The organism is Actinacidiphila guanduensis (genome assembly GCF_900103985.1).
GTDB classification, from domain to species: Bacteria; Actinomycetota; Actinomycetes; order Streptomycetales; family Streptomycetaceae; genus Actinacidiphila; species Actinacidiphila guanduensis.
Map to the genome: position 1 here is coordinate 359,416 of NZ_FNIE01000009.1, position 15,826 is coordinate 375,241.

A 15,826-nucleotide genomic window follows, 5' to 3' on the forward strand; every position below is an offset into this window, starting at 1 on the left:
GACGGCCGGGGGCCGCCTCCCCCCACAGGAGCGTCCCCGGCCGCCGACATGTAGGGCGTATGCCGGTCCGAAAGTGTCACCGCCCGCCATGGGGCAGGATGGGACCCTGTGGGACGGCGGATCGAGGGAGATCCGACCGGGGATCCGACGGGGGTTCCGACGGGGGTCGGCGACGGAGCTTCGAGGGGGTGGTGCCACAGGTGGATCTCGACGCCGCGGTGACAGCGGCGCAGAGCGGGGACGAGGCGGCCTTCAGGGTCGTCTACCGCGCTGTGCAGCCGCAGTTGCTGCAGTACGTGCGCAGCCTGGTGGGTCCGGGCGACGCGGAGGACGTCGCCTCGGAGTCGTGGCTGCAGATCGCCCGCGACCTGCCGGAGTTCCGGGGCGGCGGAGCGGCCGTTCGCGGTTGGGCGGCGCGCATCGCGCGCAACCGGGCGCTGGACCACATCCGGGCCCGCAGCCGGCGGCCCGTGTCCGGTGCGGGGGTCGACGAGCTGGTCCAGTTGCCCGATCGGGCGGACACCGCGGGGGAGGCGCTGGACGCGGTCGCCACCGACGCGGCCCTGGCCGCCATTGCCGCCCTGCCCCGCGAGCAGGCCGAGGCGGTGCTGCTGCGGGTGGTGATGGGCCTGGACTCCACCAGCGCGGCACGGGTGCTGGGCCGTCGGCCCGGCTCGGTGCGGATGGCCACCCACCGCGGGCTGCGCCGGCTCGCCGAGCAACTGGCCGAGGCCGGTGGGGCGTCCGGGGCGGCGAAGGGGTCCGACCCGGCGGACCCCGGCGGGCCCTCAGGGCTGGGCGGACTGGGCGGTGCCGCCGTGCCGCGGGCCCGGCAGCCGGGCGGGCTGCGCGGGGCGGGGCCGGGACCGGGGGGCCCGGAAACCGCGGAGAACGCGAGAACGGCGGGAAATGCAGGTGATACAGGGGGCGGAGGGGGCAAGGGGGGAGCCGTGACGCGGGGGGATGTGACGTTTTCCGCGTCCAAGGCGCTGTGAGGAAGTGACATGAGCGACAAGGGACGACGTGACGGTACGAGGCCGGGCCCGCGGGCCCGGCCGGGGCTGCCCGGTGGGCGGCTCCCCTCGCGTGGCGGCCACTGGCTCACCGGGCAGGCGGCCGAACTCCTGCTGACCGGTGGGCGGGTGCAGCTCGCCGACGCGGAGGCGGCCGAGGCGGTCACCCGGCTGGCCCGGCTGCTGGCCGCGGCGGGTGGGCAGCAGGAGCTGCCCGGCGCCGGACCGCAGCCGGCCGGCCGCGGCCTGGACCCGGCCCGCGAGGAGGCCGCCCTCGCGGCGTTCCGTGCCGCACGCAGCGCGGCACACGCCGCCGAGGTGGGGGCCGCCGCGGTGCCGGCGGGTCCGTCCGGGGCAGCAGCAGCCGCCGCTGCTGCCTCGGACGGCCGGCGTCGGACCGCGTGGTTGCTTGCCGGGGTACGGGCGCCCCTGCACGCCCTGTCCGCTCTCTTCAGCGCGCCCCGCCCCCTCGCCCGTACCGCCAGGACCCGTGAACAGCCCGTGGAGCGGCGCCCGTTGCGGACGGTGCTGGCGGCGACGGCGTCGGTGGTGGCGCTCAGCGGCATCGCGGTGGCCGTCGCGCTGACCACCGGCCGGATCGGTGTGCCCGGCCACGGCTCGCACCCCGCCCCGCCCGCGGCCACCCGTCCGCCGGCCGCCGACACCCCGGGCGGCGGCGCCGCGGGCCCGGGCGCCGGGGCACCCGACCCCACCACGGCCGCGCCCCCCGCCGCGCATCCGCCGGCCGCGGGCCCCTCCCTGCACGGCTACGGGACCTGGTGCCTGCCGTACGCGGCTCCGTTCGGCCACGCGGGGTGCGGGAAGGACACGAAACGGTTCGGCGCGGGCTGGGGCGCCCCCTGGTACGGCCCGCACGGCCAGGACCACGGGAAGGGCCACGAGGACGGCAAGGGCCCGTCCACGGGGCACAAGGGTGGTTCCGGCAGTTCGAACGGGTCCGGTGAGGACTCCAAGGGCACGCAGGACGCCCAGGGGGACCAGGGAGACCAGGGGGATCAGGGCACGAAGCAGGGCAACGCCTACGGGAAGGCCAACGGCAAGAACGGGACCGCCAAGGGCAACGGCGCCGGGACCGGCGGCACGAACGGCACCAAGAGCAGTAAGGGGACCGGCAACAGCGCCAGCAAGGGCAACAGCGGCCAGGACGGCAAGCAGGACAAGGGCAAGGACAAGGGCAACGGCGCCGGGAAGAAGAGCACCCGCGCCGCCGTGAAGTAGCGGCATCTCCGGGCCGAATCCGGAACCGAAGCCCTGCCCGGCCCGGGCCGAGCCCGAACCGGAGCCGAACCTGCGCCGAAGCCCTGCCGAGCCCGAACGGGCCCCGGACCCGCGTCGAACCCGGGCCGAACGCCTGCCGAACTCCGGCCGTACCCGAATCGGCGCCGAACTCACGTCGAAGCGCTGCCCAGGCCGGCCCGAACCCGCGTCGGACCGCAACCGAACCCCTGCCCACCCCGGCCTGAACCCCCGCCGTCACCCTGAAGCCTCCCGCGCTCTGATCGCTCCCGGCGACCGGGCACGGTCAGCGCCGGGCACCGCCGTACTCCCGTGCCCGCACCGCCCGTTCCGGGCCGTTGCGGCACGGCGGCGGGCAGCCGTCGCGGGCCCGCCCCGGCCGGATTCCCATGCCCGGAGGCCGCTCCACCTGCCCGCACGGCCCGCGTACCGCCTCGGACCCCGGCCGCGCGGGCTGCCCGTTCCGGGCGGCGGGGCCCGCGCGGGCGACACACCGAACGTGTCCGCGATCCGGCGCCGTCCCGGCGCCTGTGACCTGGGGATTCACTCGGCGGACGACCCCGTTCGGGGGCTCGCGGGGGCGGCAGGCGCGTCCGGCGGGTGACACTTCCGGGCCGCCGTGCGCTGTAAGGAATGGGCCGACTGGTCATCGGCCCGGTGGACCCCGGTTCTCCCCGTATCGGCGTCCACGACACGGAGCGCGGCCGGGTGCTTTTCCCCCTGCCCGGCCGCGCTCATTCTCCGCGGGCCCCGCCGAGGACCGGCAGGCGGCCGCCGGGGAGCCGCCCCCGCCATGCGGGCACTGTGAGGAACCTCCCAGCCCCGTTCGTGCCTCGCGCCGCGCCGACGCCACTACAGTCCGTGGCGGGTCCCGACGTTTCCACGTCGGTAACAAACGCGAGTGGAGGCTTGAGCAATGGCGCGCGAGTCGGAGTCCGGTCTGCCGATCGAGCCGGTGTACGGCCCGGAGTCCTTGGCGGGGTGGGACCCCGCCGAGCGGCTCGGGGAGCCGGGCGGCTACCCGTTCACCCGCGGGGTGTACGCCTCGATGTACACCGGCCGCCCCTGGACGATGCGCCAGTACGCCGGCTTCGGCACCGCCACCGAGTCCAACGCGCGCTACCAGCAGCTGATCGCCAACGGCACCACGGGCCTGTCGGTCGCCTTCGACCTGCCCACGCAGATGGGCCACGACTCCGACGCGCCCCTGGCGCACGGCGAGGTCGGCAAGGTCGGGGTGGCGATCGACTCCATCGAGGACATGCGGGTGCTCTTCGACGGCATCCCGCTGGACCGCGTCTCCACCTCGATGACGATCAACGCGCCGGCCGCGCTGCTGCTCCTGCTCTACCAACTGGTCGGCGAGGAGCAGGGCGTGCCCGCGGACAAGCTCACCGGCACGATCCAGAACGACGTGCTCAAGGAGTACATCGCCCGCGGCACCTACATCTTCCCGCCCAAGCCGAGCCTGCGGCTGACCGCCGACATCTTCGCCTACTGCCGGGCGGAGATCCCGAAATGGAACACCATCTCGATCTCCGGCTACCACATGGCCGAGGCCGGTGCCTCGCCCGCGCAGGAGATCGCCTTCACCCTCGCCGACGGCATCCAGTACGTGCGGACCGCCATCGAGGCGGGCATGGACGTGGACGACTTCGCGCCGCGGCTGTCGTTCTTCTTCGTGGCCCGCACCACGATCCTGGAGGAGGTCGCCAAGTTCCGCGCGGCCCGGCGGATCTGGGCCCGGGTGATGCGCGAGGAGTTCGGCGCGAAGAACCCCAAGTCGCAGATGCTGCGCTTCCACACGCAGACCGCCGGGGTGCAGCTGACCGCTCAGCAGCCGGAGGTGAACCTGGTCCGGGTGGCGGTGCAGGGCCTGGCCGCGGTGCTCGGCGGCACCCAGTCGCTGCACACCAACTCCTTCGACGAGGCCATCGCGCTGCCCACCGACAAGTCCGCCCGGCTCGCCCTGCGCACCCAGCAGGTGCTCGCCTACGAGACGGATGTGACGGCCACGGTGGACCCCTTCGCGGGCTCCTACGTGGTGGAGAGGATGACCGACGACGTCGAGGCCGCGGCCCTGGACCTGATGGCCAAGGTGGAGGAGCTGGGCGGGGCGGTCAGCGCGATCGAGCGCGGCTTCCAGAAGACGGAGATCGAGAAGAACGCGTACCGGATCGCCCTGGAGACCGACTCCGGCGAGCGCACGGTGGTCGGCGTCAACCGCTTCAAGCTCGACGAGGAGGAGCCCTACGAGCCGCTGCGGGTGGACCCCGCGATCGAGGCCCGGCAGGCCGAACGGCTCGCCGCGCTCCGCGCCACCCGCGACCAGCCCGCGGTCGACCAGGCGCTCGCCGTCCTGCGCAAGGCCGCCCAGGGCACCGACAACGTGCTCTACCCGATGCGCGAGGCGCTGCGGCTGCGGGCGACGGTCGGCGAGGTCTGCAACGCCCTGCGCGAGGTGTGGGGCACCTACGTACCCACCGACGCTTTCTAGCCCTGGCGGCGGCAGGCCCGGCCGGGTGGTGCGCCCGGGGCTCAGCGGGTGGCGTAGGACAGGGCGGTCCCGCTGAGCAGGGACTCCATCGCGGCCAGCAGGGCGAGGGCGGACTCGGCGATGTCGCCGGGGGAGCGGCCCTGCTGGGTGCGGGTGCCGATCTCGCGGAACAACTGGTCCTGGACCCAGCCGAGTTGGGAAGCGATCAGGCGGGGCAGGGGGTCGCCGGGGCCGGCCCCGGTCTCGGCCGCCAGCGTCTCGGCCAGGGCGTCGACCATCTCGCCGGCGGTGGCGTCCAGCCGGGCCGACAGCGTGGGCTCGGCACGGACCATGTGCAGGAAGCGGCCGAAGCCCTGGGTGAGGCCCACCATGCGGTCCCCCTGGCGCAGTTCGGCGCGCAGGGCGGCGAAGACGGCGGCCGCCGCGGACTGGCCGGGCGCGCGGTCGCGCACCATCTGCACCATCCGCTGGGCGGACGCCTCCTCCGGGTAGAAGACCAGGTCCTCTTTGGAGGGGAAGTACGTGTAGACCGTGTTCACCGAGACCTCGGCGGTGCGCGCCACCTCGGCAATGGTCACCTGGGCGAAGCCGTGCTCCAGGAAGAGGCCGGTGGCCACCTCCGCGATGTGCCGGCGGGTCTGCCGTCGCTTCTCGTCACGCAGGCCGGCGGCGAGGATCGCCTCGGCGCGCGTCGGCTCTCGCACGCTCCCGCGGGTGATGTCGCTCACCCGACCATCGTAGGCCAGTGCGGGCGGGCCGCCCGGCCCGCCCGCGGCGTTGTCAACGGACCGTCAGCACCGGTGCCTTGTTGAGCAGCCGCTTCAGCCGGGGGGCGAACGGCTTCTCGATCAGGCGGTGCATGGCGTAGGCGAGCAGGAGCATGAGGACCACCGTGGCGGCGAAGACCGTCGTCGGTGCCCAGTCGGTGTGCTGGTTGAGCTTGCCGATGACCACCCAGCCCAGGTGCTCGTGCACCAGGTAGAAGGGGTAGGTCAGGGCGCCGGCGGTGGTGAGCCAGCGCCAGTTGAGGTTCGCGATCGGCGGCACCAGGGTCACCGCGATCACCGCCAGCATGCCGAGCAGCAGGACCACCTCCACCATCAGCACCGAGCGGTGGTGGAAGACGTCCAGGTGCTTGGGCGCGACCAGGGCCTTGACCTCCTCGCGCTGCCCGATCAGGTAGGCGCCGGCCACCAGGCCCCAGGACAGGGCGTCGTGGCCGAACCGGTGGATGAGGTAGAGCCCCATGCCGGCGACGAAGAAGGGCGCGTACTGCGGCATCAGCGCCAGGTTCAGGAAGCTCTCGCCGGAGGACTCGGCGTACAGCGCGGTCACCGTCCACACGGTGGCGAAGACCAGCACCCGGCGGCGGGTGGCGCCCGGCCAGATCACGCACAGGGCGAAGAGCAGATAGAAGCGCATCTCGGCCCACAGCGTCCAGCACACGCCGAGCACCCGCTGGGCGCCGGCCGGCATCTGGAACATGGTGAAATTCACCAGCAGGTCGCTGGTGGGCACCCGCTTGAGGCCGACGATCGCGAAAGCCACCGTGACGATGACCAGCGCCGCCCAGTACGCCGGGTAGAGGCGGGTGATGCGGGAGATCGCGAAGTCCTTCACCGAGCGGCCCCAGCCGCTCATGGATATGACGAATCCGCTGATCACGAAGAATATCTGGACGCCGAGCGGGCCGTAGGAGAACGCCCCGGACAAGTGCGGGAAAACATGGTCGGGGTCGCGGCCCCAGGCGGCGGAGATGTCGCCGCCGCGGCCGCCGTAGTGGTAGACGCAGACCATCAGGGCGGCCACCAGGCGCAGCCCGTCCAGGGCGCGCAGCCGGCCGCGGGTCCGCTCGCGCGGGCGGTCGTCCGGCGGCTGCGCCACCGCGGGCGCGGCGGCGCCGGTTTCGGCGGGGGCGCCCGCGGCCGGGGCGGGGTCGCCCGACCCGGCGGACTCGTCCGCGGGGGCGGGGAGATGAAGGGTCATCCGAGTGCTTTCTTCAGGGCACGGGCGCGACGGGCCACTCTGCGGACGGTTCCGTTGCGCGGGACGAACGCCAGCCGGGCCGGAATCCCGCCGGGCAGGCCGAGGGAGGTCAGGCGGCGGCGCTTGAAGTACGGCCAGGTGTCGGCGTCCAGATGCCGGCTGAGCCAGGCGGCGGCCTCGTCGCGCAGGTGCGGGTAGGCCCGCGCCTGCATGCAGAAGCCCACCGTGTGGACCAGCGGCGTCAGTTCGGCCGCCACCTTCTCGGGCGACGGCGGGGTCCATGCGCGGACCGCACCGGCGTCGCCCACATCGGGCAGGAGCGCGTGCACCAGCGTGACCGGCACCCGGTTGCTGTTCTGGTAGGGCGTCAGCCGTTCCAGCAGCAGCCTGGTGCCGGTACGGGCCACCGGGATGTCGTAGAGCACCGAGGCGGTCAGCAGCGCGGTGGAGAAGCAGCCGACCACCAGCGCCGGACGGGACCGCTGGTAGACGGCTTCGGCGAGCACCGGCGTGTTGAGCACGGTGAGTTCCGCGCCCAGCCGGCTCGCCTCGGCCCGCAGCGGCTCCGTCCACTCCGCGGGAGCGGTCGGGTGCGGCTTGAAGACGATCTTCTTGTGCCCGAGGGCGGCGGCGCCGCGCACCATCTTCAGGTGCAGCTCCTCCTCCTCGGCGGCGGTGAGGATGCCCAGCGCCGACAGGTACTGGCCGAGCAGCAGGGCCGCTCCGGCCGGCACCGAGTCCAGGGTGTCGCGGCCGCCCTCCCGGTCGGCCTCGGCGGCTTCTGCGGCCTCGGTCACCTCGGCGAGCACCTTGGTGAACTCCGCGGTCGGCACCACCTGGGAGGGCACGCCGTACTCGCTGAGCAGCAGCGGGGTCAGGCCCGGCACCAGGTCCAGGTGGAGCAGCCGGTCGATGCGGGTGTCCACCAGCAGGCCGATCTTGTTGCGGGTGGGCCCGTAGGACATCAGGCCGTCGGCGTAGACGGTGATCGGGGCGCCGGTGAAGACCTGCGCGAAGGTGAGCGCGGGGGCGACCTGGATGGACTCCACGACCAGTTCCAGGTCGTCGGTGCCCAGCAGCCACTCGCGGCGGAAGTAGCGCTCCCACATCGGCACGTCGTCGGGCCGCGGGACCCAGCCGGAGGGGTGCATCGGGCTGATCGCCTCGTTGTAGGAGACGACCGCGTCGAACCGGCTGCGCAGGGCGGCGAAGCCGGGTGCCCGGTCGGCGGGGGTGTGCGTCTCGGGCACGGCGGCGTTGTTGCTGACCACCAGGACGCGGCGGTCGGCCGCCGGCAGCGAGCCGGCGTCCAGGGCGGCGGCCAGGGTGGCGATGCCGTACAGGGTGGAGGCGAGGAAGAGCTGGGTGCGGGCCATCACGCGTTCACCGACCCGGCGTCGTCGCGGACCTCGGCGTCGGCGTCGCCGCCCGGTCCTCTGGCGGGCACCCGCCAGCGCAACCGGCGGATCTTGGCGCTGCGTTCGAGGTCCATGGAGTCCAGGGCCGCGGTCAGCACGTCCGCGGGCAGCCGGTTGAGGGCCGCGGCGGACTGCGCCTTGAGCCGGCGGGCCAGCGCCGGCTCGAACCGGTCGATGTTGTCCAGGTGGTGGGCGATGATCGCGCAGTAGGTGCGCACCGCCTTGGGCAGGAAGCGCTCCTCGTCGGGGTCGCCGGCGAGTTCGGCGATCACCTGGTCGAAGGAGCGGACGAAGTCCAGCTGCCGTTCGTCGCCGATCTGGGTGAGCGAGGTGTTCACCCCGCGCCGGTAGTGCACGCCGAGCAGACCCACCACCGCGCAGGATTTGGCCTCCCGGTGCAGCCGCCAGATCCACGGCCGGTCCTCGGCGGTGCGCAGGTGGGCCGGCATGTGCACCAGGCCCTGCTCCACGATCCGCCGGTGGTAGGCGCCGGCCCACGAGTAGGGGTAGTCCACCAGCGACGGGCGGTCGGCGGGCAGGATCGCCGAGCGCGGGTCGATCGGGGTGTTGCGGCGGCCGTGCGGGGCGCGGATGACGTTGCGGGTGCTGCCGGTGCACTGGACGTGGTCGGTGCGCAGGAAGTCCACGTCCAACTCGTCCATCGCGCGCACCAGTTGCGGCAGGTAGCCGGGGGCGAGCCAGTCGTCGCCGTCCATGAAGGTCAGGTACTCGCCCTGTGCCTCGTCGATGCCGGCGTTGCGCAGCGCGGCGACCCCGGTGTGGTCGCGGCGGATCACGCGCGCGCCCGGCAGTGAGCGGACCCCCTCGTCCAGCAGCTGGGGCGTCCGGTCGGTCGACCCGTCGTCCATGAGCAGGAACTCGAAGTCCGGCCGGGCATTGGCCTTGAGGCTGCGCAGCGCGTCGGGAACAAACGGCTGCACATTAAAAAAGGGCACGATGACGGAGAGCTTGACCACCCGCTCACCTTAGGGCGCACCGCGCCGCTGTACTTGGCCTGCCGCGGACATCCAGGTAAACGGAGAATGACGAGAAGGTGATATGGCTTCCGTACGGCCGACCGTGCGAAGTAGCGGCATTCTGTTTACCTTCCGTTGGCTTTCGATTAGCCCATTCCACCCACCCGCTTCCTACTGTGCTCGACGTGCCAGAACGTACGTCAGGACCCCTGCGGGTCACGGTGATCGCCGATTCGGACACCCGGTGGAAGTGGGGTGCGCTGACCGCGCGCCGGATCGACCCCGAGGCCCGGCTCGACGCCCGCCTGCTGCGCGGCCGGGCCACCCCGACCCCGCGGCAGCTGGCCGAACTCGGCATCCCCGCGGACTCGATGTCCGAGCACACCGCCGCCGAACTGCTCGCCGAGATCAGCTCGAAGACCTGCGACGTGCTCGTCGTCTCCTGCGTGGGCGGCACCGTCCAGGCCCTGCTGCACGGCTTCGACCGCGCCTGGCGCGAGGACGACCGCCGTCCCGTGGTCGTCACCGGCTACGTCGGCGTGGTCTACGAGAAGCTCGCCGACGGCCTGCTGCTGCGGGCCGGCGCCGACGTGGTGCTCGCCAACAGCGCCGACGACGCCCGGCGGTTCCGCGCGGTCTACGAGGGCGTCGGCCACCCGACCGGCTCCATCGTGGAGACCGCGCTGCCCTTCCTCGACGGCGAACGCTACCGGCCCGACGACAGCCGCCCGTTCACCGTCACCTTCGCCGTGCAGCCCTCCGTCCCCGAGGGCCGCGCCGACCGGCTGCACCTGCTGCGCCGCCTGGTCGGGCACGCCCGCCGCCACTCCGACCGGCAGGTGCTGGTCAAGCTGCGCAGCAAGCCCGGCGAGCACACCACGCACATCGAGGAGAACCCGTACCAGAAGCTGGTCAGCTCCCTCGACCCGCCGGAGAACGTCTCCCTGGTCTACGGCGCCATGGGCGAGGTCCTGGACCGCACCGACCTGCTGGTGACGGTGAGTTCGACCGCCGCCATGGAGGCGCTGCATCGCGGCGTGCCCACCGCGATCCTCACCGACCTCGGCATCCGCGAGGCGCTCGGCAACCACCACTTCATCGGCTCGGGCTGCCTGGCCTCCTGGGACGAACTCGACGACGGCGTGCTGCCCAAGGCCGACCCGGACTGGACGGCCGCGCACGGCGTGGCCACCGGCGACCCCTACGCCGACCTGCGGGCCCGGGTGAACGGCCTGCTCGCCGCCGGCCGGCTGCCCCGGCTGTCCCCTTACTACACACTGCGCACCGCGCCCGGCTACCTGCCCGGCGTGCTCGCCCGGCACGGCCTGGACCCCGAGGGCCTGCCCGCCGCCCGGCTCGCCCCGCGCGAGACCGGCCCGATGCGCCGCGCCGCCCGCGACCTGCTGCGCAACTCCGCCCGCACCGCCTACCGGCAGGGCGTCCAGCGCGTCGCCCCCGCCATCCGCCGCTGGGGCCAGCTGTGACGCCGGCCGGGACGCCGGCCACGGCACGGCCACCAGCACACCCGCACCGTCGAGTACGTCGAGTAGGAGCCGTTCGATGACCAGCCCTGACCCCCGGACGGGGGAGCCGGAGCAGCCGGCAGGCAACCGCACCGTGGTGGCGGTGATCCCCGCCCGGGGCGGCTCCAAGGGCGTACCCGGCAAGAACGTGGCGACCGTGGGCGGCGTGCCGCTGGTGGCCCGGGCCGTGCGCGCCTGCACCGGCACCCCGCGGGTGACGGCCACCGTGGTCTCCACCGACGAGCCGGCGATCGCCGAGGCCGCCCGCTCGGCCGGCGCCGAGGTCGTGCTGCGCCCGGCCGCGATAGCGGGCGACACCGCGACCAGCGAGGCCGCGGTGCTGCACGCGCTCGACGCGTACGAGAGCTCCAGCGGCGCCACCGCCGACGTGGTGCTGCTGGTCCAGTGCACCAGCCCCTTCATCTCGGTGGAGGACATCGACGGCGTGGTCGCCGCGATCACCGAGGGCGGCGCCGACACCGCCCACACCGTCGCCTCCTTCCACGGCTTCGTCTGGCGCGAGGACACCGGCCCCACCGGCGCCTTCGGCGTCAACCACGACAAGTCCGGCCGCCCGCGCCGCCAGGACCGCCCGCAGGATCTGCTGGAGACCGGCGCCGCCTACGGCATGCGGGTGCCCGGCTTCCGCGCCGCCCGGCACCGCTTCTTCGGCCGCACCGCCCTGGTGCACACCGACCCCGCCCGGGTGCTGGAGATCGACGAGCCCGCCGACCTGGCCCGCGCCCGCGCGCTCGCCCCGCTGCTGGACCCGCACCCGGCCACCCCGTCCCGGGAGGACGTGGACGCGGTCGTCCTGGACTTCGACGGCACCCAGACCGACGACCGGGTGGCGATCGACGCCGACGGCAACGAGTCGGTGACCGTCCACCGCGGCGACGGCCTGGGCATCGCCGCCCTGCGCAAGGCCGGCGTGCCGGTGCTGATCCTGTCCACCGAGACCAACCCGGTCGTCGCCGCCCGGGCCCGCAAGCTCCAGGTCCCGGTGCTGCACGGCATCGACCGCAAGGACATCGCGCTCAAGCAGTGGTGCGAGGAGCAGGGCATCGCGCCCGAGCGGGTGCTCTACGCCGGCAACGACGTCAACGACCTGCCGTGCTTCGGCCTGGTCGGGTGGCCGGTCGCCGTCGCCGGCGCGCACGACGTCGTGCGCGCGGCCGCCCGCGCCGTCACCACCGCCGACGGCGGCTTCGGGGCGATCCGCGAGATCGCCGCCTGGCTGCTCGGCCCCACGCTGTCCCGCTGACCGCATCCCCCCTGTCCCGAAACCCGTAGTTAAGGAACACGCCGTGACCACCACCCTCCCCGCCAACCTCCGTGCCGTCGGCTCGCGCCACATCGGCAACGGCCAGCCCGTGTACGTCACCGGCGAGATCGGTATCAACCACAACGGCGACCTGGAGAACGCGTTCGCGCTGATCGACGCAGCCGTCGCCGCCGGCTGCGACGCCGTCAAGTTCCAGAAGCGCACGCCGGAGATCTGCACCCCGCGCGACCAGTGGGAGATCGAGCGCGACACCCCCTGGGGCCGGATGACCTACATCGAGTACCGCCACCGCGTCGAGTTCGACGAGGAGGGCTACCGGGCGATCGACGAGTACTGCCGCAAGCGCGGGATCGACTGGTTCGCCTCCCCCTGGGACGTCCCCTCGGTGGAGTTCCTGGAGAAGTTCGACGTCCCGGCGCACAAGGTCGCCTCGGCCTGCCTCACCGACGACGAGCTGCTGCAGGCGCTGCGCGCCACCGGCCGCACCGTGATCCTGTCCACGGGCATGTCCACCCCGAAGCAGATCCGGCACGCGGTCGAGGTGCTCGGCAGCGACAACATCGTGCTCTGCCACGCCACTTCGACGTACCCGGCGAAGCACGAGGAGCTCAACCTGCGGATGATCAACACCCTGCAGTCGGAGTTCCCGAACGTGCCGGTCGGCTACTCCGGCCACGAGGTCGGCCTGCAGACCACCCTGGCGGCCGTCGCGCTCGGCGCCGTCTTCGTCGAGCGCCACATCACCCTGGACCGCGCCATGTGGGGCTCGGACCAGGCGGCCTCCGTGGAGTCCCAGGGCCTGGAGCGCCTGGTCCGCGACATCCGCATCATCGAGACCTCGCTGGGCGACGGCGTCAAGAAGGTCTACGAGGGCGAGCTGGGCCCGATGAAGAAGCTGCGCCGGGTGCCGGGCGTCATCGCCGAGGCCGAGGCCACGGCGTCCGCCGCCGGCTGAGCGAGGGCGGCTCCCCGCACCCCGGGACCACGGGCGCCCGCCCCCACCGGGCAGGCGCCCGTCCGACCCCCGGGGGCGCGGGGAACCGCGACCAGCCGCCGACCCGCCCGCCGCACCCCGGTGGCCGCACGGCGCACCGGACGGGGCCGCCCCGCAGGGCCGCCCGCACCCAGGAAGGGAACCCGCATGGCGAAGCCGCCGCAGGCCGTCGCGCTGGTGGAGTCACCCGTGCAGCTGCTCAACGTGCTGGAATGGGCGCACGCGCGCCCGCCCGCGGCCGAGCCGCTGACCATCGTGGTGCTCTCCCCGTCGGACCCGACCAGCCGCGGCCAGCTGCGCCGGATGGCCGAACTCGCCCGCGACGAGGGCGCCGTGGTGCGCTGGTACGAGGCGCGCGGCGCCCGCGGCGGGCTGCTGCGCACGGCGTTCGCGCTGGCCCCGACCCTGACCCGGGTGCGGCAGCTGGTGATCGGCGACCCGTTCTCCCGCCTGGTGCAGGTGCTGCTGCCGCTGTGCCGCGCCGCCAAGGACATCGTCGTCGTGGACGACGGCACCGCCACCATGGAGTTCACCGAGATCGTCGCCCGCGGCGGGCAGTTGGTGCGCTGGCACCGCAGCGGCCGGCGCCGCTCGCCGGCCGACCTGGCCTTCGGGCTCTTCTCGGTCGCGGCCCGCCGCCGGCTCACCCCGGGCGGGCGCCGCCGCATCGAGCTGTTCAGCGCGATGCCGGCCACCCTCCCCGAGGGCATGGAGCTGCGGGAGAACCGCTTCGCCTGGACCCGCGGCCGGTTCGGGCCACCGCGCACGCTCGCCGGCACCGACCTGATCGGCACCTCGCTGGTGGAGACCGGCGTGGTGGACCCCGAGCGCTACCTCACCGTGGTCCGCTCGCTCGCCGAACGGCACGGCGCCCGGCGGTACTTCGCACACCGCAGGGAGGCGCCGGAGAAGCTGCACCGGCTCGCCGCCGAGACCGGCCTGGAGATCGTCCGGCCCGACCTGCCGCTCGAACTCGTCGCCCGCCGCGGGCCGATCGGCCGCTCGATCCTCTCCTTCCCCTCCACGGTCGTGCACACGCTGCCGCTCGCGCTCGCCGGCACCGGCGTCAGCATCGTCGTCTGCGACATCGACCAGGAGTGGCTCACCGCCGCGGCCTCGCCGCGCGCCCACACCTTCCTCACCGACATCACGCACTCGGCCCGCACCCTGCACGGCCTGACGTAACCGCAAGGCCCGCCAGGGCCGTTGACCGGGACCCCGGGGAACCCTGCACGAGGCGGTACCCCCTACGGCCACCCCCGCGTAACCTGGTGATCATCTTCGTAGGGTCGTATGCGGGGATGGCGGAGGCTTTACAAGGGTCCGCGCGGATCGCCGTGGTGGCGATGGGTGCGCTGGACGGCGACTCCAGGGCGTTGCGGGTCGCGGCGGCCGGTCGTGCCGCGGGCTACCGGGTGACCCTGATCGGCCGGGAGCCGGCCACCACCGTGCCCGAAGGCGTGGACGTGCGGCTGGTCGCCGTGCCGTCCGTGCTCGGCGGGCACCGCGAACGCCGCCCGCGCCCCGGGCTGCGCTGGCCGCTGGCCTACCGCAGCGCCGAGACCTACCGGCGCCGGATCGCGCTCAGCCAGGCCCGCCGTTCGCTGCTGGCCACCCGCGCCGCCGAACTCGACATCGTGCACCGCCCGTTGCCGCTGCTCGCGCTCGCCCGCTGCGGCCACGCGCTGGCATCGGCCCGGCACGCCGTGCGCGACGGCTGGACCCGGCTGCGTGCCGCCCAGCACCGCGCGGCCGTGCACCGCAGGCGGCACCCTCACACCCGGCTGGACAACCTCGCCGCGGAACTCGCCCGGCTGCTGCTCGGCCGCCGCGCCTGGCGCCGGCTCGACCCCGGCCTGCTGGACGAGGAGATCGCCTACGGCCCCGTGCTCGACGCCGTCCGCCCGCACCTGGTGCACGCCCTCGGCCACCGCGCGCTGGCCCTCGCCATCAGGGCGGCGCTGCGGGCCGAGGGCGCCGGGCACCGCGTCGAGGTGGTCTGGGACGCGCCCCCGCGCATCCCCGCCGCCACCCGCAGGGCTGCCGTCGCCGACGACGCGCTGCTGCGCAGCTTCGCCCGCGAGGCCGATGGCGTGGTCACCGTGGGGGACCGGCTGGCCGGCGAACTGCGGGCCAGGCACGGCCTGTCGGCGCTGCCCGCGGTGGTGCGCAACACCCCCGAGCCGACTGCGGCCCCGGTCCCGCGCGAGAGCGGGGTGCGCGCCCGCTGCCATCTCGCCGCCGACGTACCGCTGCTGGTGCACGTCGGCCCGGTCACGCCCGACCGCGGCGCGGCCACCGTGATCGAGGCGCTGCCCAAGCTGTACGACCTGCACGCGGCCTTCGTCGTCCCCGACCCGCAGGACGCCGACCTGGCCGCGCTGCGCGAGCGCGCCGCCCAACTCGGGGTCCACGCACGGCTGCACGTGCTGTCCTACGTGCCCGTGCCGCAGGTGCCCGACTTCCTGTCCTCGGCCGACATCGGCGTCCTGCCGGTGCACCAACTCCCGCACCACCAGACCGTGCTGGCCACCCGCTACTACGAATACGCCCACGCCAGGCTGCCGGTGGTCGTCTCCGACGTGCGGGCGATGGCCGCGGCCACCCTCGAACTCGGCAACGGCGAGGTGTTCCGGGCCCGCGACACCGCGGACTTCGTCCGCGCGGTGGGCGCGGTGCTCACCAACCCGCGCCGCTACCGCAAGGCGTACGACCGCGCCGACGTCCTGCGCCAGTGGTCCTGGCCCACCGAGTCCGCCGCGCTGATCGACCTCTACGGCCGCCTCCTGGGGCCACGGCATTAGGTGTTCCGTCCGGGGAGGTTGTGGACGGGACACCCGGGCCCCTCCGGGCGGCATCAGGGCAGAAGTGGCCCG

Annotated in this window: 12 protein-coding genes; 8 read left to right on the plus strand and 4 right to left on the minus strand. The window is 74.1% G+C overall.

The genetic code is table 11. The features are described from left to right. The first annotated feature begins 200 nt into the window (after positions 1 to 200). The 3 genes from BLR33_RS21645 (at position 201) to BLR33_RS21655 (ending at position 4,767) form a co-directional block, all read left to right on the plus strand. Positions 201 to 995, plus strand: coding sequence for an RNA polymerase sigma factor (locus BLR33_RS21645; RefSeq protein WP_322987177.1), 795 nt, complete (start codon positions 201 to 203; stop codon positions 993 to 995). Between the two features lie 9 nt (positions 996 to 1,004). Further along, complete coding sequence (locus BLR33_RS21650; protein ID WP_093786201.1) at positions 1,005 to 2,252, plus strand: hypothetical protein; 1,248 nt, start codon at positions 1,005 to 1,007, stop codon at positions 2,250 to 2,252. Positions 2,253 to 3,186: 934 nt separating this feature from the next. After that, positions 3,187 to 4,767, plus strand: a complete 1,581-nt coding sequence (locus BLR33_RS21655) for an acyl-CoA mutase large subunit family protein (RefSeq protein ID WP_093786202.1) — start codon at positions 3,187 to 3,189, stop codon at positions 4,765 to 4,767. A 41-nt stretch (positions 4,768 to 4,808) separates the two neighbouring features. Here the strand turns inward: BLR33_RS21655 and BLR33_RS21660 are convergent, their stop codons facing one another. Genes BLR33_RS21660 through BLR33_RS21675 form a run of 4 tightly spaced genes read right to left on the minus strand, consistent with a single transcriptional unit; the run spans position 4,809 to position 9,148 of the window. Then, positions 4,809 to 5,495 (minus strand): TetR/AcrR family transcriptional regulator, encoded by a 687-nt coding sequence (locus BLR33_RS21660; RefSeq protein ID WP_245771558.1) that lies wholly within the window; start codon positions 5,493 to 5,495, stop codon positions 4,809 to 4,811. A 52-nt stretch (positions 5,496 to 5,547) separates the two neighbouring features. Next, complete coding sequence (locus tag BLR33_RS21665) at positions 5,548 to 6,753, minus strand: acyltransferase family protein (protein ID WP_093786203.1); 1,206 nt, start codon at positions 6,751 to 6,753, stop codon at positions 5,548 to 5,550. Continuing rightward, positions 6,750 to 8,129, minus strand: coding sequence for an alpha-2,8-polysialyltransferase family protein (locus BLR33_RS21670; RefSeq protein WP_093786204.1), 1,380 nt, complete (start codon positions 8,127 to 8,129; stop codon positions 6,750 to 6,752). The genes BLR33_RS21665 and BLR33_RS21670 overlap by 4 nt, the downstream gene beginning before the upstream one ends. Next, a complete protein-coding gene (locus tag BLR33_RS21675; RefSeq protein WP_093786205.1) occupies positions 8,129 to 9,148 on the minus strand; it encodes a glycosyltransferase family 2 protein in 1,020 nt (339 codons plus the stop codon). Before BLR33_RS21675 ends, BLR33_RS21670 begins: the two co-directional genes overlap by 1 nt. A 185-nt stretch (positions 9,149 to 9,333) precedes the next feature. On the opposite strand from BLR33_RS21675, the gene BLR33_RS21680 reads away from it, so the two are divergent. From BLR33_RS21680 to BLR33_RS21700, 5 genes are all read left to right on the plus strand, one after another. After that, positions 9,334 to 10,632 carry a DUF6716 putative glycosyltransferase gene (locus BLR33_RS21680; protein WP_093786206.1) on the plus strand — a complete coding sequence of 433 codons (1,299 nt, stop codon included), beginning with the start codon at positions 9,334 to 9,336 and terminating at the stop codon, positions 10,630 to 10,632. 76 nt (positions 10,633 to 10,708) lie between these two features. Continuing rightward, on the plus strand, positions 10,709 to 11,935 hold the full coding sequence (locus BLR33_RS21685; RefSeq protein WP_093786207.1) for an acylneuraminate cytidylyltransferase: 1,227 nt from the start codon (positions 10,709 to 10,711) through the stop codon (positions 11,933 to 11,935). Between the two features lie 43 nt (positions 11,936 to 11,978). Continuing rightward, complete coding sequence (locus BLR33_RS21690) at positions 11,979 to 12,911, plus strand: N-acetylneuraminate synthase family protein (protein WP_093786208.1); 933 nt, start codon at positions 11,979 to 11,981, stop codon at positions 12,909 to 12,911. A gap of 186 nt (positions 12,912 to 13,097) precedes the next feature. Next, entirely contained in the window at positions 13,098 to 14,135 is a 1,038-nt protein-coding gene (locus BLR33_RS21695; RefSeq protein WP_093786209.1) for a hypothetical protein, read from the plus strand. A 116-nt stretch (positions 14,136 to 14,251) separates the two neighbouring features. Next, positions 14,252 to 15,754, plus strand: coding sequence for a glycosyltransferase family 4 protein (locus BLR33_RS21700; protein ID WP_093786210.1), 1,503 nt, complete (start codon positions 14,252 to 14,254; stop codon positions 15,752 to 15,754). Positions 15,755 to 15,826: the final 72 nt, after the last annotated feature.

Excerpts from the sequence above, each read along its gene's own strand:
- BLR33_RS21650 (WP_093786201.1), top strand. The coding sequence starts at position 1,005 with ATGAGCGACAAGGGACGACGTGACGGTACGAGGCCGGGCCCGCGGGCC.
- BLR33_RS21655 (WP_093786202.1), top strand. The coding sequence starts at position 3,187 with ATGGCGCGCGAGTCGGAGTCCGGTCTGCCGATCGAGCCGGTGTACGGC.
- BLR33_RS21665 (WP_093786203.1), bottom strand. The coding sequence starts at position 6,753 with ATGACCCTTCATCTCCCCGCCCCCGCGGACGAGTCCGCCGGGTCGGGC.
- BLR33_RS21670 (WP_093786204.1), bottom strand. The coding sequence starts at position 8,129 with ATGGCCCGCACCCAGCTCTTCCTCGCCTCCACCCTGTACGGCATCGCC.
- BLR33_RS21685 (WP_093786207.1), top strand. The coding sequence starts at position 10,709 with ATGACCAGCCCTGACCCCCGGACGGGGGAGCCGGAGCAGCCGGCAGGC.
- BLR33_RS21695 (WP_093786209.1), top strand. The coding sequence starts at position 13,098 with ATGGCGAAGCCGCCGCAGGCCGTCGCGCTGGTGGAGTCACCCGTGCAG.
- BLR33_RS21700 (WP_093786210.1), top strand. The coding sequence starts at position 14,252 with ATGGCGGAGGCTTTACAAGGGTCCGCGCGGATCGCCGTGGTGGCGATG.